We start from the raw sequence: 22,981 nt of genomic DNA, 5'->3' as shown, positions 1-22,981 counted from the left end.
GAAGCTCTCATGACCTCCTACAACACCGAAGGCATCGACGCCCTCCAGCAGCTGATCGGCGAGAACTACCGCCTGCAGTGGATCGTCGGCCACGGTGGCATGTCCACTGTGTGGCTAGCCGACGACCTCCGGCGCAACCGCGAGGTAGCCATCAAGGTCCTCAAGCCGGAGTTTTCTGACAACCAGGAGTTCCTCAGCCGGTTCCGCAATGAGGCTCACACGGCAGAGCAGATTCAGCATCCGAACGTAGTGGCCACTTACGACTATTCCGAGCTCACGGATGACCGCGGTCGCCAGTTCTGCTACATCGTCATGGAGTTCATCCGAGGCGAATCACTCGCAGATCTCCTGGCGCGCGAGGGAAAGCTGTCCGAAGACCGGGCGTTGGGGATTATCGAACAAGCAGCACATGGCTTAGCGACGATCCATGCCATGAATCTGGTCCACCGCGATATCAAGCCAGGCAATATCATGATCACCCCGGATGATCGGGTGAAGATCACTGACTTTGGTATCGCAAAAGCCGCCGCTGCAGTCCCCCTGACCCGCACCGGCATGGTGGTAGGTACTGCCCAGTATGTGTCTCCGGAACAGGCGCAAGGCCAGCAGGTTACCGCCGCTTCTGACGTGTATTCCCTGGGTGTGGTTGGTTTTGAGCTGCTTTCTGGCAACCGGCCTTTCACTGGCGATTCATCGGTATCTGTGGCGATATCCCATATTCGCGACGCCGCACCATCGTTAGATGTGTCGGTTTCTGCTCCGGCCCGCGAACTCATCGCCATTGCGTTGCGGAAGGATCCGGCGCGACGCTTCGCCGAGGGTGGCGCTTTCGCGGCAGCTGTTTCTCAGGTACGACTCGGTCGGCGACCACAGGATCCCAGCCCAACACCGGTGGCGGAGCCACACTACGCGCCAACTAACACTGCTACCACCGTGATGCCGGTGGGAACCCCTGCGGAAGTGCTGAAGAGCTCCAACACAGAGGAGCCACAGAAGTCTTCGAAGGGAGGCTGGATTGCGGCGGCCGCACTCGTGGCACTTATCGCTGCTGGTGGTGGCGCATATGCGTTCTTGGCCGGTGGCAAGGACTCAGCCCCTACGCCTACTCCAGCCCCAGTGACGGTTCATGTGACGACACCAGCAACCTCGTCTGCGCCGGTTGTCACCCAGCCACCGTCGACACGTCCGAAGAAGACAACGTCTCCTGCGCAGCCAACCACCATTTACGAAACTGCCGAACCGGCACCGGAATCTACCCCAACGCAGCAGGCACCGACGAGTGCGCCGAAGCCAACCAGGACGCAGGCGCCTCGTACCACCGAACCGCAGGTGTCCGTACCTGAAGAGCCACTACCGACTGAGACTGTGGATTTAGAAATACCAAATTTACCGTCGTTGTTTAATAATGGATAAGTCAACTACTTGTTAAGGAAGGAGGATCGGCACAGTGCCACTTAGTTCGCTAGGCGCCCGCTATGAGCTCGGGGAGATGATCGGCACGGGCGGAATGTCCGATGTCTATCGCGCGAAGGACACCCTTCTCAGCCGTGACGTCGCAGTGAAAATCATGCGTGCCGATCTCGCCCGGGATGAAGGATTCCGGGAACGGTTCCGTCGTGAAGCCCAAAATGGCGGCAGCCTCAACCACCCTGCCATCGTGTCGGTGTACGACACCGGCGACACCGAACTTCACGGCGTCACCGTCCCGTACATTGTGATGGAGTTGGTGGTGGGCAAAACCCTGCGCACCATCATCCGCGACGACGCCCCACTCCCACCCGAGGACGCCGCCGGCATCCTCGCCCCAGTCTGCGAAGCGCTGCAGGTCAGCCACGACGCTGGCATCATCCACCGCGACATCAAACCAGCCAACATCATGGTCACCCCATCCGGCGACATCAAGGTGATGGACTTCGGTATCGCACGGGCACTTGGCGACGCCACCAGCGCCATGACCGCCACCGCCGCCGTCATCGGCACCGCCCAATACCTCTCGCCAGAACAGGCACGCGGCAAAACAGCAGACGCCCGCTCCGACATCTACGCCACCGGCTGCGTCTTCTACGAGCTGCTCACTGGCCAGCCACCATTCTCGGGAGACTCGCCACTTGCTGTTGCCTACCAGCATGTTCAAGAGGATCCTATTCCGCCCTCCGAACGAATCAACGGCCTGTCCCCCACCGTCGCTGTGAACGTAGACTCGGTGTGCCTGACCGCCATGGCCAAGCACCCCGGCGACCGGTACCAATCGGCAGCCGAATTCGCGGAAGACTTGCGTCGCATCCAGCGCAATTCGGTAGCAATGGCCGCGCGCAACCACCTCAATACCGATCCGGTTCCTACCGACCCTCCAACCCAAATCGTGGAGACAGTGCAGGCACCACCAGCGCCAGCAACAGCGGCAACGATGGCATCCACGACAGCTTCGTCAGTGCCTTCGTCGTCAGCACCTTCGTCGTCAGCACCGAAACGCCACCGCGCGGAGCCCGAATCCAAGCGCCCATGGGGAACGATCATCGCGACGATCGCCGTGCTCGGCGCCCTGGCCGGTGGTGGCTACTGGGCCTATGACACCTTCTTCCTGGAAAACACCAAGACCTCCCGCTCCGTGGCGGTCCCCAACGTCACTGGCCAGCAGGAAGACCAAGCAATCGCACTGCTACAGCAGCGAGGTTTCCAAGTGGAGCGGCAGGATGAGGCCAGCCCCACCGTGCCCAAGGGCACCGTGATCGCTACCAACCCGGCAGCAGGATCGCAGATCCGTGAAGGGGCAACCATCAGGCTCATTGTCTCTTCCGGCAAGGAGATCGTGGAGGTACCAGACCTTGCTGGTAAAACCACGGAGGAAGTGACCACCATCCTCGGTGAACTCGGCCTGCAACTCGATACCACCGTCAAACAGGAATCCTCCGATACCGTCGAAGCCGGCCAGGTGATCGAACAATCACCAGGCGCCGGATCACAGGTGTCGAAGGGCTCCCGGGTGTCCATCACCATCTCCAAGGGTGTGGAAGAAGTCCGTGTCCCCGACATCACTGGCATGAAGTGGGACAGTGCCGAGGAAAACCTCACCTCACTAGGATTTGTTCCGCAGGTCCGAGTAGTAGACGCCTCCGAACCAAACGGTACCGTCATCGGTATCACCGAGGCCGGGCAGAAACTACCAAAGGGCTCCGCCGTGAACGTCACTATATCCAACGGGGCAGCCGTAACAATGCCATCACTGCAGGGGATGACGCCTAACCAGGCGCTGCGCGCTCTACGCGCAGCCGGCTGGACTGCGCCAAACACCTCATTGCAGCAGCGCCCTGTAGCCACCACCGCGCTGATCGATCAAGGAAAAATCGCCAAACAGGACCCACCGGCCGGCGGTACGCTCGGCAAAGACGCACTCGTCTATGTCGACGTGTACGAATTCCAGCTACTGCCATGAGCACCCTAATTGCCCCCACCAGGTGCTCCTGGCAGAATGAAATCCAATTAAACGCACAAAGTCCCACAAAGGTGAAAAAATGCCTAAAGCAAAAGTTTCTCAAACCTCTAGCCCGGTAAGCTCTTCCGCAACCAGCCGAACCCCGGTAAAGATCAGCTCCTCCGGCACCCCCATGTGGTACAAGATCATCATGTTCGGCTTCATGCTCGCCGGACTACTCTGGCTCGTAGTGAACTACCTCGCCGGACAAGACATCTCCTTCATGCGCGAACTGGGACCATGGAACTACGGCATCGGCTTCGGACTATTCATCATCGGGCTACTGATGACCATGGGGTGGCGCTAGAGACATCCGCGTGTCGGATTTGGTAATGCAAACTGACGTTTTAGTGAGCTAGAGGTCAATTTGCTTTACCAAATCCGACATTGTTTTTTCTGGGTGAATAACCTGTGCCGGATTTGGTAATGCTAACCGTACTTTTGGCGCCCTAGGCGTCAAGTTGCATTACCAAATCCGGCTTTTGCTTTCTCTGAGGTAAATTACACAGATGCTATTCCACCCCTGTGGATAATCTCCGGTAAGTTATCCACAGGCTGGGGACAAAACTGTGAATAGCACTCAGAGATACGAGTTTCCACATTTTCCACAGCCTGTGGATAACTCTGTGTACTACTTGTCCACTACCGCACTGTTGTGCGAAGAATTGCGCAAATTGCCTGGATACTGGCAAAGAAGTGAACGACTTTTTCGGAAATTACAAGAATGTAGTTATCCACATTGTGGATAACCTCTGGGGATAACTAGGCATAAAAATTCCCCACCGGGGTGGGTGGGGATAACGTGTGTATGGAGTTTAAAGGGCCCAAAAACCGCTGGTAGCGAACAATGAGATTTTCCACAGCAATAGAACAATGAACCCAAGCCCGATGCCCGATATGGCCACCCACCGATACGCGGGAGAAGAAAACTGCAGGCCAAACGACAAAACTAGCCCCGCCAGCAATCCCCCCATATGCCCCCATAGCGATACCGTGGGCGTTATCAGGGTGTACATGATGTTCGCGATGATGAGCACCAGTGGGCCACGGAGGTCACCACCGCGGCGACGCACCACGAATAAGAACAGCACCATGAGCGCGTATCCCACCCCAGAGGCACCCACTGTGGAGGCGAGTGGATCCATCCACACGGTTACGGCGCTGGCACCTATCGCGGCAAAGAGCCAGACCAGCAGATACAACCGGGAGCCGTAACTGATCTCCACTTCCCTGCCTAACAGAAACAGCAGCACCAGGTTGAGCGTCAAATGCGCTGGACCCAAATGCATGAAGGCAGACAAGAGCGCTCGGAGCGGCCCTAACGGCGAGGTCATCAAGGGAAGATACAAAAGTGAGGCATTCCCCAAGGATGAACCGGAAAGGTTTTCCATTAAGGACAGCGACTGCAGGGCCGTTGCCACATAGGCGACAATCATGAGGCTGCAGAAAAAGACAGTAACTGGGGCTTGCCGCCACCAAGCTTTCAGCATTTAACGCTCCACAAAATGACAAAAGCTTGCCGGCCGACGGCGTCGACAAGCAAGCTCAAGCAGGTTGAAACAGAAAGTTTAGGAGATCGTGATGGAGTTAATCACAACGTCCTCGACAGGTCGGTCCATCGCGCCGGTTGCGGTGGTAGCAATCTTGTCGACGACCTTCTGGGACGCTTCATCGGTCACCTCACCGAAGATGGTGTGGTTGCCGTTCAGCCACGGGGTGGCCGCCACGGTGATAAAGAACTGGGAACCGTTGGTGCCAGGGCCCGCATTGGCCATAGCCAGCAGGTAGGAGCGGTCAAAGCGCAGCTCAGGGTGGATTTCATCGCCGAACATGTAGCCCGGGCCACCACGGCCAGTGCCCGTTGGGTCACCGCCCTGAATCATGAAGCCGTCAATAACGCGGTGGAAGATAGCGCCATCGTAGAACGGGCCTTCGTGGGTACCGGACGCGTTTGCAGCCTGGTATTCCTTAGTGCCCTGAGCCAGGCCAACGAAGTTAGCCACGGTTTCTGGTGCGTGGTTGCCGAACAGGTCGATGACAATGTCACCGTGGTTAGTGTGCAAAGTCGCGGTTGCGGTCTTTTGAGTCATGGGCACTATGTTACGTCATTCTCCGTCGCGATTCCTGCATTGTCGCTACGCTTGAATTAGAACCAAATCAACTAAGGGAAGAGGAGTAACGAACAATGAATAACAATGTCCGCCTCGCTATCAAGACCACGCGAGCCGCTATTGACGCGGTCAATGACTACCGGACGCGCAAAACCGCAGAAGCATATGATGCACTTTCTGAGGTTGCCGAGAATTACAACCTGTCGGATCTCGCCGACCAAGGCAAGGCACTCCTAGATGAAAGCCGGGATTCCGCCGCTAAGGTCGCAGAAAATGCCCGGGTTCGCCTGGAAAAGGCCCGCGCGGAGGCCGCAGCTTCGGAAAAAATCTCTGAACTGCGTGACTCTACCCGCAAGACATCCCAGCAGCTCGCTAAAAAGACTGATGAGCGCGCCGTCAAACTAGGACTGAAGAAGGCTCCTAAGAAGAAGTGCGGCAAGTTCAGCGCCATTGCTCTTGTTACTGCGCTGCTTGGTGCCCTGGGTGCCGCTCTGTACTGGTTCGTGCTGCGCCCAGAGAAGGCAGGCACAGTCCCTCCACGCGTTGAAGAGCACGCTACCGAAGGCTCACGCCTGGTCTACTCCACCGTGACTCCAAACGAGTCAGAGGTTTCTGCAGAGTTCTTGCAAGACCTGGACAAGCAGCTGGCTGAACACAAGGCACAGGATGAGGTAGCCGAGGACGTAGCCGACGAAGCAAACGTCTCCGAGCTTAACTCCCTTGAGGACCAGGCTGAGGATGCAGAGAAGGATTTTGACGGGCGCTAAGATTCGCCCAACATCCGCACATCTGGTGCCGGTAACGTAGCCGGCACAATCACAACCTGGCCATCCAGCAGATGCACGGTCACCGCGATCCCGAATACATCCCGGATCAGTTCACTGGTGACTACGTCTGTCGGCCTGCCTCCCGCAACCACCGCACCGTCCTTCATGACGATGAGGTGGTCTGCGTACCGCACAGCTTGTTGTAGGTCATGCAGCACCGCAACTACTGTGCGGTTTAGTTGTGTCACGAGCGCTTTCGCGAGTTCCAGCAGCGCGTACTGGTGGGAGATATCGAGATAGGTGGTCGGCTCGTCGAGAAGCAGCATCGGCGTGTTTTGCGCGAGCACCATCGCGAGCCACACCCGCTGTCGCTGCCCACCCGACAGCTCCGTGACCCGCTGCTCCCCCAACCCCGCAACATTCGTCGCTTCCAGCGCGGCCTCCACCGCCCGGGAATCTTCCGCGGACCAAGGCCGGAGCAAGCTTTGGTGCGGGTACCGGCCGCGCCGCACCAACTCTGCAACGGTGATATCCGGCGGAGTCACCGTCGATTGGGGCAGCAACGCCAGCTGCTTTGCGACGCCCTTGCTCGGCATTGTATTCACATCACAATCGCCTAAAAACACCCCACCCGCGGTAGGCTTCAAAATCCGCGCAAAGCTCTTCAGCAACGTCGACTTACCGCAACCATTCGGCCCAATGATCGCAGTGAATGCCCCACGGGGGATGGACACCGACAAATCTTGAGAGATCACATGGTTGTCCCAGGCCAAGGTGGCGTTTTCGGTGCGCAGTGCGGTCATGAATACTTCCTTGCAGAGTGAGCGATAATGAACAACAAATACAGGCCTCCAATGACTACCGTCACCAGGCCGACGGGCAGTTGCACCGGGTGAAAGAGTCGCTGCGCCAAAATATCGGCAACTAGCAGCAATAAGGCCCCCACCAAGCCCGTGGTAACAAGCGGAGTTCGTTGCGCACGGGTGATTCCCTGCGCCAGGTGAGGCGCCGCGAGCGCCACGAATGACACGGGACCAGCAACCGCGGTGGTAGCTGCAACCAACACAATGCCAACAAGTAGCAGCACCAACTTCAGCACATTAGTGCGCAGGCCAAGGCCGGTAGCCGTGTCGTCTCCCAGTGCAAGCACATCGAGCTGTCGGCGCAGCAGCAGTGCCCCGACACTCACCACCGCCAAGAACACACAAGCCGGGAAGGCAATACCCCACCTCATTCCGTTGATGGAACCGGCTCCCCAACTAGCGGCGGAGAGCACCGTGTCTAAGTCACCACGGGAAATGAGCCACCGGTTGAGCGCAGACAGCATCGCCGAAATTCCGAGGCCGACCAGGATGATGCGCAGGCCGTCGATACGCGCGCGCACTGACAGCAGCAACACCGCCACCGCCGTAACTAAACCACCAACCAGTGCTCCTGCCATCTGGTAGACGAATCCGCCGTAGCCAGCCAACAAAGCGACGATAACGCCGGTGTACGCGCCCGCAGAAAAACCAATGATGTCCGGCGACCCCAAGGGATTGCGAGTAAGCGACTGAAAAAACGCACCGCTGAGCGCCAAACCGGCCCCAACCAGCACCGCGGTCACCACACGCGGGGCCCGCCACTGGAAGATTACGGTGTGTGCTAGACCAGAGTTATTTCCTAGCAACGCACCCCAAGCAGTAGCTGTAGTCATGCCAGCGCCGGGGAGGATCAGAGCCAGCACCGCCACCAGGATCACCGCGCAAGACAGTCCGACTGGTACGCGCATCAGATTCCTTTTCGTCGTTGTTGAGCATAAATAATGAGGAATGGCGCTCCCACGAAGGACACCACCACTCCGGCAGGGAATTCACCCGGCAGCAACAATCGACCAGCGATATCAGCTACGAGCAAAACCAAGGGGCCTAACAGCGCCGATACCAACAGCAGCCGGCCAAACGACGGCCCAACAAGCCACCGCGCCACGTGCGGTACCAGCAACCCTAGGAACACAATCACCCCAGCTGCTGCAGTTGCCGAAGCAGCGAGGATGACGATGGCGATAAACGCCATCAGACGGGTCTTGGCCAGCTGGGTGCCCAACGCCACCGCTGTCTCCTGCCCCAACTGCAACGCACCCAAACCACGTATCGCCATGAGTGCTGGCACAACACCCACCAGCAACCCGGCAGCAACCAGATAAACCGGTTGGTAGGAGCCAACATCAACATTTCCGACCATCCAGGCGTGCAGACGGTCGAACGCCCGCGGATTGGTCAGCGCCAGGCCATCACCGACACCACCGAGAATCGCGCTGAGTGCGACACCCGCCAGTACCAGCCGCATCGGATCAGCACTGGCACCCTTGCCACGGCTCAACACATATGTGCCGCCACCTGCCAGAACAGCGCCTCCCAACGCCAGGAGGAACAGCATCAGCGGGGTATCTGTGGCACCAAGGGCCAGTCCTACCACGATTGCGAAGGCAGCCCCGGAGTTGATCCCGAGCACACCGGTGTCAGCCAATGGATTGCGGGTAAGGGCCTGAATCAGGGCTCCCGCCAAACCCAACGCCATGCCCGCGAGCATCGCCACGAGAGTCCGGGGAATGCGGCGATCCCATAGGATGGCAGACACCGGGTCCTGTGACCGATCGCTCAACGCGTGCCAGACCTCATGGATGGGTATGGCTCGGGCACCTGTAATCAGGGACAGCAGCGTCGAAAAGCACAGTGCACTGAGCGCTAGTCCAACGACCACGGTGAGTGGCAGGCGACATTGTGAAGAAAACACCGAACCAGACTACCCGACCAGCTAGAGGTTAGGCTAACCTATTTTTCATGTCAGTTATGAAAGCCCTCCCGGCGCTGCTCATCACCGCAGCGCTCGCGCTCACATCTTGCAGTGCTCCCGAACCGGAAAACACCGCCAGCCCGGTCAACAAGGATGTCGCAACCGGCGGCTCCAAGTTTGGTACCGCCGACACCGAGACGGCCAAGTTTGGTAGCGATGCGGAGCCTGGCCAGTTCCCCCGCACCGTCAAGCACGCCGCAGGAACCACCGAAATCAAAGAAAAGCCGAAGCGCATCGTCGTGTTGGAAAACGGTGAGCTCGACGGAGTGCTCACGCTGGGTATCACTCCCGTCGGCATGACCACTTCTAAAGGTGAAAACCCCATTCCGTCCTACTTGGCGGACAAACTTGAAGGGGTCACCACGGTTGGCACAATCAACGAAGTCAATGTGGAGGCTGTCGCAGCCCTGCAACCAGACCTGATCCTGGGGAACCAACTGCGAGCAGACAAGTTGTACCCACAGCTTTCCCAGATTGCTCCTACGGTATTTTCCATCCGACCCGGTTTCCCTTGGAAAGAAAACTTCCTTCTCATTGGTGAAACCCTTGGTATGGAAAAAGAAGCAGAGGCGAAGCTGCAGCAGTACCATGAGGCTGTCTCAGGGCTTGGCAATTCTGTGCCAGATGGAACGACGGTTTCCCTCGTTCGCTTCATGCCAGGCAAGCTTCGTCTTTATGGCCGCAAGTCTCTCATCGGCGTGATCTTGCAGGATGCTGGGCTGGCACGACCAGCTGAACAGGATGTCGACGAACTAGCTGTGGAGATTTCCCCTGAGACCATCGACAAGGCGGATGGCTCGATTATCTTCTACACCTCCTATGGCACTCCCGCAGCCACCGGGGAAACCGCCGTGATCGAGAGTTCCTCCTGGAAAGCGCTCCCCGCGGTAGCCGAAGGCAAAGCTCATCGCGTTAACGACGACGTGTGGTACCTCGGCCTCGGCCCGACAGGCGCCATGCAGATTGTCTCCGATCTGAAAGAACTACTGCCCAAGAAATAAACCAAGTGGCCCGGCTTCACGCCAGGCCACTTTTATTAACTCCTAGTATGAGCCACGCATGGTGATGAAGTAACCACCAGTGAGGTTATTCTTAGCCACGCCGATACCCATCGTCTTGGCATAGGGGCTCAAAATGTTCGCCCGGTGCCCTGGGGAGTTCATCCACCCATTAACAGCATCCCGAGGGTTGCGGTACATTTCAGCCACGTTTTCCAGATCAGATACCTGCAAGGCAACCGGATCATGAGCTAGCACATCGCGGTTGGCGCAGGTCTGAGACCAGCCACGAGAAATATCGGACAGGTACTGGTTCCACCCGAGTGGCGCCAAGCCATGCGCAACGCGGATGCCATTGATCTGGTCTGCGATGTCAGCTTCTGCTGCGATGAGGTTTTCTGCAGCGAAACCCGGGAGGATGAAAGCATCTGCAGCTGGGGCGGTTGCGACGCCGAAAGTGAGGGCGAGTGCTGCTGCGGTGGCGTTAATAAGTTTCTTCATCATCCGGGGCTCTTTTTCTAGGAGAGGTTTTCTCTAACGCTTTTAATGAAACACCAGGTAAAGAAGGTTTCAGCCAGAATATGATCAGGGTTTACCAAGATCTACGCATCTAATTTGCTAAATTGCAAAGGATTTTTCCAAGCACCAGCCGAGAGTTTGATGTGAATATGACCGTACATGTTTAATTATTTCCTTATTTTGTTACGCCCCATCGCCCAGTTCAGAAGTTGCCTCTCTTCCAGACTGTCCACTAGCAGGCTTTTTACATTCTACTGACAGCTCTCTCCATGATTGACAACTAATTTTCAGCAACCGAAATCCTGAAAGCTTTTAAGTTTCCTATTTTCATTAAAGTGTGGTTTATTGAAAACGCAGGAGGTCACATGTCCGGACATCATCACCATCACACAGCAACAAACCACACCCGAATAGGTATTGCCCTGACCATAACGGGCAGCATTCTCATCGCTGAGCTCATCGGCGCATGGTGGACCCACAGCCTTGCCCTGGTGGTGGATGCCGGGCATATGGCCGTCGATACGAGCGGGCTGCTGCTCGCGTTCACCGCTGCCTCCGTCGCACTCCGCCCCGCGACCGCCACCTACACCTGGGGGTTCCGACGCGCCGAGGTCATTTCCTCCGCGGTGCAGTCACTACTGCTCGCCGGGGTCGGTTGCTACGCCCTGGTGGAGGCGATCCGGCGCCTCGTCAGCCCCGTAGCGGTCCATCCTGAAGGCCTGCTCTTGTTCGGCGTTGTTGGCCTCGTGGGCAACATTGTGAGTTTCCTCGTCCTCAGTGGCGGCCACGGCAACGACCTCAACATGAAAGCCGCCACGCTGGAGGTACTGAATGACGCCCTCGGCTCCGTCGCCGTCATCATCAGCGCCATCGTTATCGCCACCACTGGCTTCACGCGTGCCGACGCGATTGTCAGCCTCCTCATCGCGCTCCTGATCCTGCCCCGCGCCCTCCACATCCTCCGCGAAGCTGGCGCAATCCTCATGGAATCGGTCCCGCCCGGGCTCTCCCTTGAGGATGTTCGTGCGCACATCCTCTCAATACCGGAAGTCCTGGACGTCCACGACCTTCACGCCACCCGCATCTCCTCCGGACTTCCCGTACTCACGGCACACGTGGTGCTCACCGAAAGGTCCTTCCACAACGGCCAAGTCCCAATAATCCTGGACAAGCTCCAACGGTGCGTGGGCTCACACTTCGACGTCTCTATCGAGCACTCGACCTTCCAATTCGAGCCACCCTACCACCGCGAACACGAGGCATCCCGCACGTGTTACGAGTGAGACTGCAGAATCTGCACGATCTCCGTTTGCCCCTTGCTCCGGGCATGATCCAACGCCACCAGGCCTTGTGAGTCCTTAATCCCCGGATCTGCACCCGCATCGAGCAAGATCTGCACAATCTCCTGATACGGCTTGCTGCCGTCGCCGCAATACACGGCCTCAAGCAGGGCGGTCCAACCCAAATCATTCACGTGATTCAGATCCATCCCGCTGCGAGTCATCGCGCGCACATACTCCACGTGGCCTCGCTCTGACGCGGGGATGATCGCGATTCCGCCATAACGATTTTTCAGCGTCAGATCGGGATGATAATTCAGCAGCAGCTGCGCCATGGCAACAGAGCCGGTGACACCCGTGACCAACCAAGGGGTGTCCTGCTGCCTGTCCACCGCATCCGGGCTGGCCCCGGCCTCAAGCAACAGCCGAGCAGCCTCCACATGGTCATTAGGCACCGCCTATAGCAACCGGGTGCGGGCGAAATCGTCGGTTGTCTTTACGTTTGCGCCTGAGCTTAGGGCTGCAGCAAGCTTAACGGGCTCTTCCGGTTTTAGAGTGCGTAGCTGACCATGGGGTGGGGTTCGGGGTGGCACAACATATAGGGGTCCTGGCCGGTACAAGATGAGAGTTGCGAAGCTTCCATCCAACCGAACCAGGACCCTACTGTGCAGCCTACTACTGGCAACCTCGTCGCCGACACCATCTGCCGCACCGCAGAAATCGGCCTCACGATCACCGGAGCCGCCGACGCCGGAAACATCACCATCATCGACGCCACCCCGGTGGCCGTGAACCACACCTGCCCGGACTGCGGGCACCCAGGCAAGCTGAGGGATCACACCCTGCGCCGGCTCGTTGATCTTCCCGTCGTCGGGTTCCCCACCCGCCTGGACGTCCGCGTCCCCCGCTTTCTGTGCACAGAGCCCTTCTGCTCTAGGAAGATCTTCCAGGCATCCCTGGCCTGCGCGGATGACGGATCCAAGCTCACCCACCGAGTCACCCGCTGGATCCTCCAGCGCCTCGCCATTGACCGGATGAGTGTGTCTGCCACCGCCAAAGTACTCGGTATCGGCTGGGACCTGGTCAACCAGGTCGCACTCGATGCCTGCCGCCAGCTCGTCTACGACGACCCGCACCACCTCGACGGCGTGCGCATCCTCGGAGTCGATGAGCACGTCTGGAAACACACCCGAGGTTAGCCTTCGAACCTGGTGACCATCCTCGTGGACCTCACCCCACTGGTCGACGGCCGCGGGCCCGCCCGACTACTGGACATGAGACCGGGGCGGTCCGCGGACGTGCTGCGCGGGTGGCTGCAGGAACGCGACCCCGGTTTCCGCAGCCAGGTGCAGGTGGTGACCATGGACGGGTTCACCGGCTACGCCAGTGCTGTGGACCAGGTCCTCCCGGACGCGACCAAGGTGATGGATCCGTTTCATGTGGTGCATCTGGCGGCTGAGAAGCTTACCGGGTGCCGGCAACGACTCCAACGAGAGACCACCGGACGCCGCGGACGCAAAGATGATCCGCTGTATAAGTACCGTCGCACCCTGTTGACCAGGACGAACTACCTCACCGAGCGGCAGAAACAACGCCTGGACATGCTGTGGGCCACCGACGATGACTACGTGGCACTCGAGGTCACCTGGATGTTCTACCAGGACCTGATCACAGCATACGGGCACCCGCAGAAATCAGAAGGCAAGAAGTTGATGGAACGGATCATCACCACCCTGCGCAAAGGCTTGCCGAAAGGTCTGGAGGAGCTGGCTCAACTCGGGAGAACCCTGTGGCGTCGGCGGGAAGATGTGCTCGCCTACTTCGATATCGGGGCGTCCAACGGGCCGGTCGAGGCCATCAACGGCAGGCTCGAGCACCTACGGGGGATCGCCCTGGGATTCCGAAACCTCAACCACTACATCTTGCGGTGCCTGATCCACTCCGGACAACTACAGGACAAGATCAACGCACTCTAAAACCGGAAGAGCCGCTTAACGACGTCCCCCTCTTTCGCAGACTCAAGAACCTCCCGGTCTGCCTGTGGACGTGGTGCCAGGAGAGATACCTCCGTTGCTGGTGTAGTTACTGGTGCAGCTGCTTGGTCGCCCGTCTGTGTGCACCCAGCCAGCACTAACGCGATTGGCAGGACTGCACTGACATAAAGCTGGCGGTTCATGTCCGCCACAATAGAGGCATTGAGATAGTTCGTGCTATCGGGGCTCTGATAGGGATTTGTCGCGCGGGACAAATCCCTAGGCTTTAATGCTAAACACCCCGGTCAACGGATGGGATCGGCGTAGGGATTCGTATTCAGCGGCAAGTCGCTATCAACTGCCAATGAAGCTTAAACGTATTGTTGGCCGGTCATTAACTGTCTAGTGAATGATGTCTTGCATCGGGGCCGGTTCTTAGTCACTACAGATAAGTAACCCCACCCGCTAGCACAGGTGCGGGGCGTGTCAAGTGGTTTCTGTGAAAATCGGCCCCGACATTACTCCCCCGAGGTTGCTCCAAAAATGCCTCCACCAGCCCGAACTTCGGGGCCGCAATGTCGGGGCCAGCGCGCAAACAACCTGTCAGGCCCCAGGTGCGACATCTATTGCGGTATTGAACAAGATTTCCGCATCTATAGCCCCCCCCTTAGCCCCGTGCCTCAAAACTAAAAAGACCTCCAACCCGAAGGTTGGAGGTCTTAACCTGTGGAGCATAGGAGAATCGAACTCCTGACCTTCTGCTTGCAAAGCAGATGCTCTACCAATTGAGCTAATGCCCCATTGTTCCGTGTGGGCCTAGCAAGAATCGAACTTGCGACCTCATCGTTATCAGCGATGCGCTCTAACCGACTGAGCTATAGGCCCTGGGAACGAAATAGAACTTTACCCACCGTTTAACAAGAAACCAAATCAGCAGGTAAAGCCCTATTTTTGTGAGGTTCAGCTAGGCGTCGTTAAGCGTTACTTCAAGCCCACCGAACAGGTCCACGGTTGCGTTGTAGACCAGCGCGATGAGTGGAGCGAGCACTGAGATGAGGATCGCAAGGATCGCCCCAATCAGTCCGGCCAGGGACAGCACCAGCGTGAAGGTGACGGTACCTTCGCCACCGGCGCCACCAATAACGGAGTTGAGGTTGTCCCATACTCCCGCTGCACCCATTCCGGCATACAGCAGGCTGACGCAGATCATCCATGCCACGAGCGCTGACAGCGACAGCACCATCGCGGTACGGAATGCAGCCAGCGGGTTAATTCGTTGGACGGTTACCTTACGTTCTGCCATGTGTTAGTCCTCTTCTTGTGGCACGCCGGAGGCGTCACGTGGCTGGTCAGTGGCCTCGACTACGGTTTCGAGGGTCTCCAGTGGTGCTGTCTCCGGTGCTGCTGGTGCCGACACCTTTCCGGTTGCTACAGCTTCGGCTTCTTCCTCGCCTTCCGCTTCGACATTCTTGTCAATAGCCAGCAGCTCCACCCCATCCGGCAGGTCCACGAGACGAACGCCCATGGTGGCACGGGAGGTTGGTCGGATCTGGTTGACTTCGGTGCGGATCACGCCGCCACCGGAGGTGATGGCGAAGATCTCGTCGTCCTCGTCAACGGCCAGTGCGGAGATGAGCTTGCCACGCTTGGCGTTGTACTTGAACGTGACCACGCCGACGCCACCGCGACCCTGGACGGAGTATTCGTTCATGTCGGTGCGCTTTCCGTAGCCACCGGAGGTGGCAACCATGAGGAAGTCGCCATCGCGGACGACGCACATGGAAAGCAGCTGGTCGTCGCCACGGAAGCGCATGCCCTTCACACCGGCGGTGGCGCGGCCCATTGGGCGCAGCGTCTCGTCGTCGGCCTTGAAGCGGATCGATTGGCCTTCCTCGGAGACCAGGAGCAGCTCGTCGTCGCCGGAGCACAGAGCTGCGCCGATAAGCTTGTCGCCTTCGTTGAGGTTGATGGCGATGAGGCCACCCGAGCGTGCAGTTTCGTAATCGAGCAGGCGGGACTTCTTCACGCGTCCCTGCTGGGTTGCCAGCACCAGGTACGGTGCGTCTTCGTAGGTCTGGAGCTGAATGACCTGGGCGATCTTTTCACCCGGCTGGAACTCCATGAGGTTTGCCACGTGCTGGCCGCGTGCGGTGCGGGATGCTTCCGGCAGCTCGTAGGCCTTGAGGCGGTAGACGCGACCGTAGTTGGTGAAGAACAGAATCCAGTCGTGCGTGGAGCAGACGAAGAAGTGGCGAACGACGTCGTCCTGCTTGAGCTCGGCGCCACGCACGCCCTTGCCGCCGCGTCGCTGGGACTTGTAGGCGTCGACCTTGGTGCGCTTGGCGTAGCCGGTGGAGGTGATGGTGACCACGACGTTTTCGCGTGCGATGAGGTCTTCCTCGGTGACGTCGCCGGTTGCGGCCACGATTTGGGTGCGGCGATCATCGCCGTACTTTTCGACGATCCCCTCAAGCTCTTCCTTGACGATGGCGCGCTGACGCTCTGGCTTAGCCAGGATGTCCTTCAGATCTGCGATTTCCAGCTCGATCTCTGCCAGCTCATCGACGATCTTCTGGCGTTCCAGAGCTGCCAGGCGGCGTAGCTGCATGGCCAGAATTGCGTCTGCCTGATCTTCGTCGATCTCCAGCAGGGCCATGAGGCCGGTGCGGGCCTCGTCCACCGTTGGGGACTGGCGGATGAGGGCGATGACCTCGTCCAGCATGTCCAGGGCTTTGACCAGGCCGCGCAGGATGTGGGCGCGCTCTTCGGCCTTGTCCAGACGGAACTGGGTGCGCCTAATGATGACTTCGATCTGGTGATCGGTGTACAGGCGCACCATCTGGTCGATGCGCAGGGTGCGTGGCACGCCATCGACGATGGACAGCATGTTGGCGCCGAAGTTGGTTTGCAGCTGGGAGTGCTTGTACAGGTTGTTCAGCACTACGCGTGGCACGGCGTCGCGCTTGAGGGTGACCACGATGCGCATGCCGACACGATCGGAGGATTCGTCGTCGATACGCGAAATGCCCGCCAATTTTCCGGCCGCTACCTGCTCCGCAATGTTGGAGATGAGGTTATCCGGGTTGACCTGGTACGGCAGTTCGGTGATGACGATGATCTGGCGGGAGCCTTCTTCCTCGATGGAGGTCACGCCACGCATGCGGATGGAGCCGCGGCCGGTGGTGTAGGCGTCCTTGATGCCGTCCGTGCCAACGATCAGACCGGCGGTCGGGAAGTCAGGTCCCTTGATGCGCTCCATGCAGGCCTCGAGCTGCTGCGCTTCGGTGGCCTCTGGGTTGTCCAGCATCCAGTAGATGGCCTCGGCAACCTCGTTCAGGTTGTGCGGCGGGATGTTGGTGGCCATACCAACGGCAATACCGCCGGAGCCGTTCATCAGGAGGTTCGGCACGCGCGACGGCAGGATGGTGGGTTCGGTGGTTTTGCCGTCGTAGTTTGGCACGAAGTCCACGGTGTTTTCGCGGATGTCACGGACCATTTCCAGGGCCAGTGGCGTCATGCGGGATTCGGTGTAGCGCATGGCTGCCGGGCCGTCGTTACCGCGGGAGCCGAAGTTACCTTGGCCGTCGACAAGCGGGTAGCGCATGTTCCACGGCTGGGCGAGGCGCACCAGGGTGTCGTAAATGGCGACGTCGCCGTGTGGGTGGTAGTTACCCATGGTTTCGGCGACTGGCTTCGCGGACTTCACGTAGGAGCGGTCATGGCGGAAGCCATTGTCGAACATTGCGTAGAGGATACGGCGGTGGACGGGCTTCAGACCGTCGCGGACCTCCGGGAGTGCACGGCCGACAATAACGGACATGGCGTAGTCGATGTAGCTCGACTGCATCTCCTCGTTGATGTCGATCGGTTGCACGCGATCAAAGAGATTCTCGTCGCTCACTTTTCACCTTTTCTTCGTTGGGACCCCTCTAGTTTACGTTTTAAGCCGTTGCACCGCTGCCTCTGGTATCATTCCGATACCATGGCAATGACGTTAAGACTCACAGCAGAACAAGACGCCGCGCTCACTCTGCTGGCAAATTCCCTCGGGGTGTCTAAGCAAGAGGCCGCCGCTCGGGCGATCGTGGAAAAGGCGGCGCGCACGGTTCGATCTGCTGAGCTGCAGGAACTTGCCCGGCGCGAAGTCGCGTCGTATGCGGCCTTGCACGGGCGGGTGCGTCGTGGACGCTGAGGAAACGCTGCTGCTTGCCGACGTCCTGTGCGCCGAAACTGGTTCACCGTTGTTTCTCTAATTCAAAGATCCGTTTTTCTAACTGAGCAATGATTGAAACTAGTGTCGCAACAAGGACAGCTTGGCAAAGTTCACCGTTTTCGTCTTCGGAGTTGAGTGCGTTTACATGAAACAGCTCCAGCCAAGCCGCTGTATCGCTACATTCCTCGTGCCCTACGAGCATGGAAAGTGTTTTCAGTTTGTCTGATAATTTTTGCTGTCTTGCCATTCGTTATTCGTCCAGACGTATATATATGTTTACTTTAATCAGTTAACTTACCAGTTATGTGAATCTTTTCACTTTCAAAGAAGAAGTTGTTAACTGCATTGACCTGCACCATCATCACAGGTTCAACACCGGCTGTTGCTACCCCGGTCCAAGCGGAGCCCCACAGTCCAGTCATCACTTCCGATTTCGTAGAAACACAGAATGTAGGAGAGCACGTTGTATCCTTCATCGGCAGCTATTACTCCTGCATGAAAGAGGCAGCCCGTCTCGCATTATCATTCAGCGGTGTCGGGACTTGCGTGCCCCATCCAACACTCAAGGGTACTTATCTCATTCGGATTAAATAGAGAGGCTGATGGAAACCGTGGACGCTGAGGAAACGCTGCTACTTGCCGACGCCGTGTGCGCCGAAACTGGCGCCTCGGTCCGTTCTCTTGGTGCAATTGTGGCGTTAGCGAGTCTCACTCGCCCCCACATCGCGGGAATTTCGGTGTTTAGCTCCCCCCAGGCGCAGTGTGACTACATTTCGTCGTGCTGCAGCGCACTGCAACCGCTGACCTCCAGTAATGAGGTGTTCGCTCATGTGCTGTGCGCCGCCGTTACCGAAAGGTTATGAGTTTCTTTTATCGTTACCCTTTAGTGCTGTGTTACAGTTGTGGCTGTTGTGATTGCAGTTAACTACTGTGGCGGAAGAGTTACAACATTTCCGATCCCCTTCGGCGACCGTTTTTTGACGTCAAGAGCGGTGTCCCAAGGGGATTTGTGTTTTAAAGTCAAGGATATGGCCGTAGCAGTCTTTGATCTCGATGGAACAATCTACTTTGAGCGTCAGCTCGCCCAGCACATCTGCACGGCCGTAGAACAATGGCGTCGCGCAGGGCACCTAGCTGTCATAGCCACCGGAAAATCACCAGCTGGCGTGCGTGACGCGCTGGACGGGACACCACTCCAATGCGACTATGTCATAGCCTCCACGGGGGCAGCGCTTTACGACGCCACTGGCACCTATCTCCACCACAGCAGTATTCCGACTGACTGTGTACGCGACCTCGTCGACCTGGCGCAGGGTCTGTCCAATGTAGCGGTTTTTGCTTGCACGTTGGATAGCCGGGATCTACGGCTGTATGACAGTACGACAGACTCCCACAGTTTCGTTCTCGACGACTTCATCGATGTTGATATTGCCGACCTGCCTCGCCACACCATCACCCAAGTTCCGTTTTGGGTTCCACATGACGAGGCCAAGCTGCAACTACTGTTCGACAAGATCTCAACGGTTCCGACCAACACCCCGGTTCGAAACCAGGACTTCATCGACATAGCACCGAAGGGCATCAGTAAAGGCGCTGGTTTGCAATGGCTCATCGATCATCTTGGCCTCCACGAACAACCGATCTTCACCTTCGGTGATTCCTGGAACGACCTGACCATGCACGCTCTGGCTCACCGCAGTTTCAGCCTCCCGTGGTCTCCCGATGAAGTGAAACAAGCCACCGACGAAGTGGTTGACTCCGTCAGTGACGCACTGGGTGAGTTACTGAACCAAATTCCGTAACTTCCCGGATCTGGCCAAGCGCCTGCTCGCGTGAGGACGCACTCAGGAGTGCTTCCCGGAAATCGTCACGCATGAGAGCGCGGGCGAGTTTACTCAGCAGCCGCAAGTGTTCCTTCCCAGCGTCCTCAGGAACGGCAATCAAGAACACCAACCGCACCGGGGCATTGTCTGGTGCGGACCAATGGGTTCCCGGTTCCGGCAAGCGTGCGAAAGCAAGAGTCGGGACTTTCACTCCGCCACAGCGAGCATGCGGAATAGCAACTGCATTCCCAACAGCCGTGGAATTTTGTGCTTCTCGATCAAGAGCAGAGCGGACTACCTGCTCGACATCCGCAATGCGCCCCTGCTGTGCGGCGAATTCGACCAGACCTCGGACAACATCATTTCTTTCCCCCGCCGGGGCATCGTGATCAAGGAAAACCAGATCGGCGTCGATAAGCGCCTGCTCCTGGCTGTCGGTCTTGCTCCGCGAAACCCGCATGACCAACAGTAAGAAAGCAACGGTAGCAGCAATACCTGCCCCCAGCGAGAGGAAGAAAGTTGGCACTCCATCCACAGCACCGAGCACCGCCACGATTGGTCCCCCGTGCATGACATTGTCTTTGACACCCCACATTCCCGCCAACGCACCGGCTACCGCACCACCAATAACGTTCGCGGGGATGACATGCAGCGGACGCGCCGCAGCAATGGGGATCGCTCCCTCGGTAATGCCGAAAAAGCCCATGAACAATGCAGCAATACCTGATTCGCGCTCTGGTTTGCTGAACCAGTCCCGGCGAATCAAGGTGGCCGCACCCACCGCGAGCGGAGGCACGGCAATCGCCGCAGCAGCCATGCCCATCGGAGCTGCATTGCCCGCTGCGATCATGCCACCGCCAAACAGGAACGCCGTCTTGTTAAAGGGGCCACCCATATCGAAAGCGATCATCGCGCCCAAAATAGCGCCCAACACAATGACCGAGGTTCCTTCGAGGGAATTCAACCAGTTCGAAAGCGCCTCAAACAGCGACGAAATCGGATTGCCCAACAGGTAGACAAACAACAACCCGACAACAAGCGTGGTGAAGATCGGAATGATAATCACCGGCATGATCGGAGCGATGTATTTGCCCACCGGAATTTTCTTAATCGCCAGTGCCACGTAGCCGGAAAGAAAGCCCGTGATAATACCGCCGATGAAGCCTGCTCCGGCTTCGGAGTTATAGAGCGTGCCTGTCGTCGCTATCAGACCGGTAATAAACCCGGGGGCCAGACCAGGCCGGCCCGCTATACCCGATGCGATAAAGGCCGACAGCACAGGCACCATCAGGCTAAACGCCAAGGCTCCGATGGAACTGATAGTGAACCAGAACGAATCTTCCGGGATTTGATAGCCCTCAGCAGTGGCCTGGCCACCGATTGACAGCGCAATTGCGATGAGCAAACCGCCGGTGACAACAAAGGGCACCATGTGAGAAACACCGTTCATCAGTGCCTGATAAAGCTGGCGTCCTAAGGAAGTCCCGTCGCGCGTCGAAGCGTTGTCATTTTCTCCCGCGACATTCTTTCCCTCGTTCCAATAACCGGCACTGAGGGTGCGTTCGAGCAATGTAGCGGGATGTTTGATGGCTTCGTCAACAGACACAGCAAGCAAGCGCTTACCGACGAAGCGGTCTTTTTCAATCACCGTATCTGCCGCGATTAACACCGCATCTGCATTCTTGATGTCAGCTTCAGTAAAAGCGTTTTCTACACCAATCGATCCGTGCGTTTCCACCTTCAGATTGATGCCTTTTTCGTTGGCCGCGGTCTCTAGATTTTCAGCCGCCAAATATGTGTGTGCGATACCTGTCGGACAGGCTGTAATAGCCAGTATCCGAGGCTTGTCGGTGGTTATATCTTGATTCATAGAGTCATGCTAACAAGCGGTTAACCAAAAACGAATACCTGAAGCGGTAATTTCTAGCCCCCAAACCTGCCCGATTGTGTCTGTTTTCACCCGAATCAGTCTGCTTTAAGCCCTGCATGTTGCTCCATTCGGGCGCATAATGGAAATGAACCCGAAGAAAGGCTATGGCATGAAGCAAACTGTAGGAAACAAAGTGGTTCTCATCGGTGCGGGTGACGTCGGAGTCGCCTACGCCTATGCACTGGTCAACCAAGGAACCTGCGATCACCTCGCAATCATTGACATCGATGAAAAGAAGCTTGAAGGTAACGTCATGGACCTCAACCATGGCGTGGTATGGGCGCATTCACGCACGAAGGTCACCAAAGGCACCTATGAGGATTGTGCGGACGCCGCCATCGTCGTCATTTGTGCCGGAGCTGCCCAGAAGCCAGGTGAGACGCGTCTGCAGCTGGTGGACAAGAACATGAAGATCATGAAATCGATCGTTGATCAAGTCATGGCCAATGGCTTCGACGGCATCATCGTGGTGGCGTCGAACCCAGTGGATATCTTGAGCTACGCCGCCTGGAAGTACTCTGGGCTGCCTCACGAGCGCGTGCTTGGTTCTGGCACCATTTTGGACTCCGCTCGGTTCCGCTACATGCTGGGCGAACTCTACGAGGTCTCCCCTACCTCGGTCCACGCTTACATCATCGGCGAGCACGGCGACACCGAACTTCCGGTGCTCTCCTCTGCCACGATTGCTGGCGTGTCCATGCGCAAGCAGCTGGAGAAGGACCCATCCCTAGAGGCAAAGCTAGAGAAGATCTTCGAAGAAACCCGCGACGCTGCCTACACCATCATTGACGCCAAAGGATCAACCTCGTACGGCATTGGCATGGGCTTGGCCCGTATTACCCGCGCTATCCTGCAGAATCAGGATGTCGCACTCCCAGTCTCCGCGCTGCTGCAAGGCGAGTACGGGGAGGAGGACATCTACATTGGTACCCCGGCGATCGTGAACCGCAAGGGTATCCGTCGCGTCGTTGAGCTGGAGATTTCCGAGCACGAACTGGAACGTTTCAAGCACTCTGCCGACACGCTCCGCGCCATCCAAAAGGAGTTCTTTAGCTAAACT

Annotated in this window: 22 protein-coding genes, 2 tRNA genes and 1 pseudogene; 11 read left to right on the top strand and 14 right to left on the bottom strand. The window is 57.8% G+C overall.

Annotated elements, in window-relative coordinates:
• Positions 1-9: 9 nt before the first annotated feature.
• From HW450_RS08005 to crgA, 3 genes are all read left to right on the top strand, one after another.
• The gene (locus HW450_RS08005; protein WP_182385125.1) at positions 10-1,413 is read left to right on the top strand and encodes a serine/threonine-protein kinase; all 1,404 of its coding nucleotides are present in this window, start codon (positions 10-12) and stop codon (positions 1,411-1,413) included.
• A gap of 34 nt (positions 1,414-1,447) precedes the next feature.
• Positions 1,448-3,433 carry a Stk1 family PASTA domain-containing Ser/Thr kinase gene (gene pknB / locus HW450_RS08000; protein WP_407926220.1) on the top strand — a complete coding sequence of 662 codons (1,986 nt, stop codon included), beginning with the start codon at positions 1,448-1,450 and terminating at the stop codon, positions 3,431-3,433.
• Positions 3,434-3,512: 79 nt separating this feature from the next.
• Positions 3,513-3,779 (top strand): cell division protein CrgA, encoded by a 267-nt coding sequence (crgA, locus tag HW450_RS07995; RefSeq protein ID WP_182385124.1) that lies wholly within the window; start codon positions 3,513-3,515, stop codon positions 3,777-3,779.
• Positions 3,780-4,287: 508 nt separating this feature from the next.
• On the opposite strand, the gene HW450_RS07990 is transcribed toward crgA, so the two are convergent.
• Positions 4,288-4,962 (bottom strand): rhomboid family intramembrane serine protease, encoded by a 675-nt coding sequence (locus HW450_RS07990; RefSeq protein ID WP_182385123.1) that lies wholly within the window; start codon positions 4,960-4,962, stop codon positions 4,288-4,290.
• A 78-nt stretch (positions 4,963-5,040) separates the two neighbouring features.
• Positions 5,041-5,562 (bottom strand): peptidylprolyl isomerase, encoded by a 522-nt coding sequence (locus tag HW450_RS07985; RefSeq protein WP_182385122.1) that lies wholly within the window; start codon positions 5,560-5,562, stop codon positions 5,041-5,043.
• Positions 5,563-5,657: 95 nt separating this feature from the next.
• On the opposite strand from HW450_RS07985, the gene HW450_RS07980 reads away from it, so the two are divergent.
• Positions 5,658-6,350, top strand: a complete 693-nt coding sequence (locus HW450_RS07980) for a hypothetical protein (protein WP_182385121.1) — start codon at positions 5,658-5,660, stop codon at positions 6,348-6,350.
• Here the strand turns inward: HW450_RS07980 and HW450_RS07975 are convergent.
• From HW450_RS07975 to HW450_RS07965, 3 genes are read right to left on the bottom strand one after another with little or no spacing between them, the layout of a single operon-like run.
• Positions 6,347-7,153: an ABC transporter ATP-binding protein gene (locus tag HW450_RS07975; protein ID WP_182385120.1), complete on the bottom strand. Its 807-nt coding sequence runs from the start codon at positions 7,151-7,153 to the stop codon at positions 6,347-6,349. The genes HW450_RS07980 and HW450_RS07975 overlap by 4 nt on opposite strands.
• Positions 7,150-8,121 carry a FecCD family ABC transporter permease gene (locus HW450_RS07970; protein ID WP_182385119.1) on the bottom strand — a complete coding sequence of 324 codons (972 nt, stop codon included), beginning with the start codon at positions 8,119-8,121 and terminating at the stop codon, positions 7,150-7,152. The genes HW450_RS07975 and HW450_RS07970 overlap by 4 nt, the downstream gene beginning before the upstream one ends.
• Complete coding sequence (locus HW450_RS07965) at positions 8,121-9,125, bottom strand: iron chelate uptake ABC transporter family permease subunit (RefSeq protein WP_182385118.1); 1,005 nt, start codon at positions 9,123-9,125, stop codon at positions 8,121-8,123. Before HW450_RS07965 ends, HW450_RS07970 begins: the two co-directional genes overlap by 1 nt.
• A 47-nt stretch (positions 9,126-9,172) precedes the next feature.
• On the opposite strand from HW450_RS07965, the gene HW450_RS07960 reads away from it, so the two are divergent.
• Entirely contained in the window at positions 9,173-10,186 is a 1,014-nt protein-coding gene (locus HW450_RS07960; RefSeq protein WP_232843217.1) for an ABC transporter substrate-binding protein, read from the top strand.
• Positions 10,187-10,228: 42 nt separating this feature from the next.
• Here the strand turns inward: HW450_RS07960 and HW450_RS07955 are convergent, their stop codons facing one another.
• On the bottom strand, positions 10,229-10,687 hold the full coding sequence (locus tag HW450_RS07955; protein WP_182385117.1) for a CAP domain-containing protein: 459 nt from the start codon (positions 10,685-10,687) through the stop codon (positions 10,229-10,231).
• Between the two features lie 380 nt (positions 10,688-11,067).
• On the opposite strand from HW450_RS07955, the gene HW450_RS07950 reads away from it, so the two are divergent.
• Positions 11,068-11,985, top strand: coding sequence for a cation diffusion facilitator family transporter (locus HW450_RS07950; protein ID WP_182385116.1), 918 nt, complete (start codon positions 11,068-11,070; stop codon positions 11,983-11,985).
• On the opposite strand, the gene HW450_RS07945 is transcribed toward HW450_RS07950, so the two are convergent.
• Positions 11,976-12,437 carry an ankyrin repeat domain-containing protein gene (locus HW450_RS07945; RefSeq protein ID WP_220463894.1) on the bottom strand — a complete coding sequence of 154 codons (462 nt, stop codon included), beginning with the start codon at positions 12,435-12,437 and terminating at the stop codon, positions 11,976-11,978. The two genes, HW450_RS07950 and HW450_RS07945, sit on opposite strands and share 10 nt — an antisense overlap.
• Positions 12,438-12,647: 210 nt before the next feature.
• On the opposite strand from HW450_RS07945, the pseudogene HW450_RS07940 reads away from it, so the two are divergent.
• Positions 12,648-13,958 (top strand): annotated as a pseudogene (locus HW450_RS07940) (ISL3 family transposase).
• On the opposite strand, the gene HW450_RS07935 reads toward HW450_RS07940, so the two are convergent.
• The 5 genes from HW450_RS07935 to gyrA form a co-directional block, all read right to left on the bottom strand.
• The gene (locus tag HW450_RS07935; RefSeq protein WP_182385115.1) at positions 13,955-14,158 is read right to left on the bottom strand and encodes a hypothetical protein; all 204 of its coding nucleotides are present in this window, start codon (positions 14,156-14,158) and stop codon (positions 13,955-13,957) included. The pseudogene HW450_RS07940 and the gene HW450_RS07935 sit on opposite strands and share 4 nt — an antisense overlap.
• 524 nt (positions 14,159-14,682) lie before the next feature.
• Positions 14,683-14,755: transfer RNA gene (locus HW450_RS07930), tRNA-Ala, on the bottom strand.
• A gap of 11 nt (positions 14,756-14,766) precedes the next feature.
• A tRNA-Ile gene (locus tag HW450_RS07925) sits at positions 14,767-14,840 on the bottom strand.
• 79 nt (positions 14,841-14,919) lie between these two features.
• Complete coding sequence (locus HW450_RS07920; RefSeq protein ID WP_182385114.1) at positions 14,920-15,258, bottom strand: DUF3566 domain-containing protein; 339 nt, start codon at positions 15,256-15,258, stop codon at positions 14,920-14,922.
• A gap of 3 nt (positions 15,259-15,261) precedes the next feature.
• Complete coding sequence (gyrA, locus tag HW450_RS07915; RefSeq protein ID WP_407926306.1) at positions 15,262-17,802, bottom strand: DNA gyrase subunit A; 2,541 nt, start codon at positions 17,800-17,802, stop codon at positions 15,262-15,264.
• A gap of 141 nt (positions 17,803-17,943) precedes the next feature.
• Here gyrA and HW450_RS07910 point away from each other — a divergent pair, with 141 nt between their 5' ends.
• Positions 17,944-18,147 (top strand): CopG family transcriptional regulator, encoded by a 204-nt coding sequence (locus tag HW450_RS07910; RefSeq protein WP_407926219.1) that lies wholly within the window; start codon positions 17,944-17,946, stop codon positions 18,145-18,147.
• A 43-nt stretch (positions 18,148-18,190) separates the two neighbouring features.
• Here the strand turns inward: HW450_RS07910 and HW450_RS13000 are convergent, their stop codons facing one another.
• Entirely contained in the window at positions 18,191-18,415 is a 225-nt protein-coding gene (locus HW450_RS13000; RefSeq protein ID WP_220463893.1) for a hypothetical protein, read from the bottom strand.
• 355 nt (positions 18,416-18,770) lie between these two features.
• Between HW450_RS13000 and HW450_RS07905 the strand changes: the two genes are divergently transcribed.
• Together HW450_RS07905 and HW450_RS07900 are read left to right on the top strand one after the other, a co-directional pair.
• On the top strand, positions 18,771-19,031 hold the full coding sequence (locus HW450_RS07905) for a hypothetical protein (RefSeq protein ID WP_182385111.1): 261 nt from the start codon (positions 18,771-18,773) through the stop codon (positions 19,029-19,031).
• A 165-nt stretch (positions 19,032-19,196) separates the two neighbouring features.
• The gene (locus HW450_RS07900; protein ID WP_182385110.1) at positions 19,197-19,970 is read left to right on the top strand and encodes an HAD-IIB family hydrolase; all 774 of its coding nucleotides are present in this window, start codon (positions 19,197-19,199) and stop codon (positions 19,968-19,970) included.
• Here the strand turns inward: HW450_RS07900 and HW450_RS07895 are convergent.
• Positions 19,930-21,861, bottom strand: a complete 1,932-nt coding sequence (locus HW450_RS07895) for a fructose-specific PTS transporter subunit EIIC (protein WP_182385109.1) — start codon at positions 21,859-21,861, stop codon at positions 19,930-19,932. The genes HW450_RS07900 and HW450_RS07895 overlap by 41 nt on opposite strands.
• Before the next feature lie 169 nt (positions 21,862-22,030).
• Here HW450_RS07895 and HW450_RS07890 point away from each other — a divergent pair, with 169 nt between their 5' ends.
• On the top strand, positions 22,031-22,978 hold the full coding sequence (locus HW450_RS07890; protein ID WP_182385108.1) for an L-lactate dehydrogenase: 948 nt from the start codon (positions 22,031-22,033) through the stop codon (positions 22,976-22,978).
• Positions 22,979-22,981: the final 3 nt, after the last annotated feature.

It is taken from the genome of Corynebacterium hindlerae (genome assembly GCF_014117265.1).
Taxonomy (GTDB): domain Bacteria; phylum Actinomycetota; class Actinomycetes; order Mycobacteriales; family Mycobacteriaceae; genus Corynebacterium; species Corynebacterium hindlerae.
This window is presented reverse-complemented; position numbering and strand designations above follow the sequence as displayed.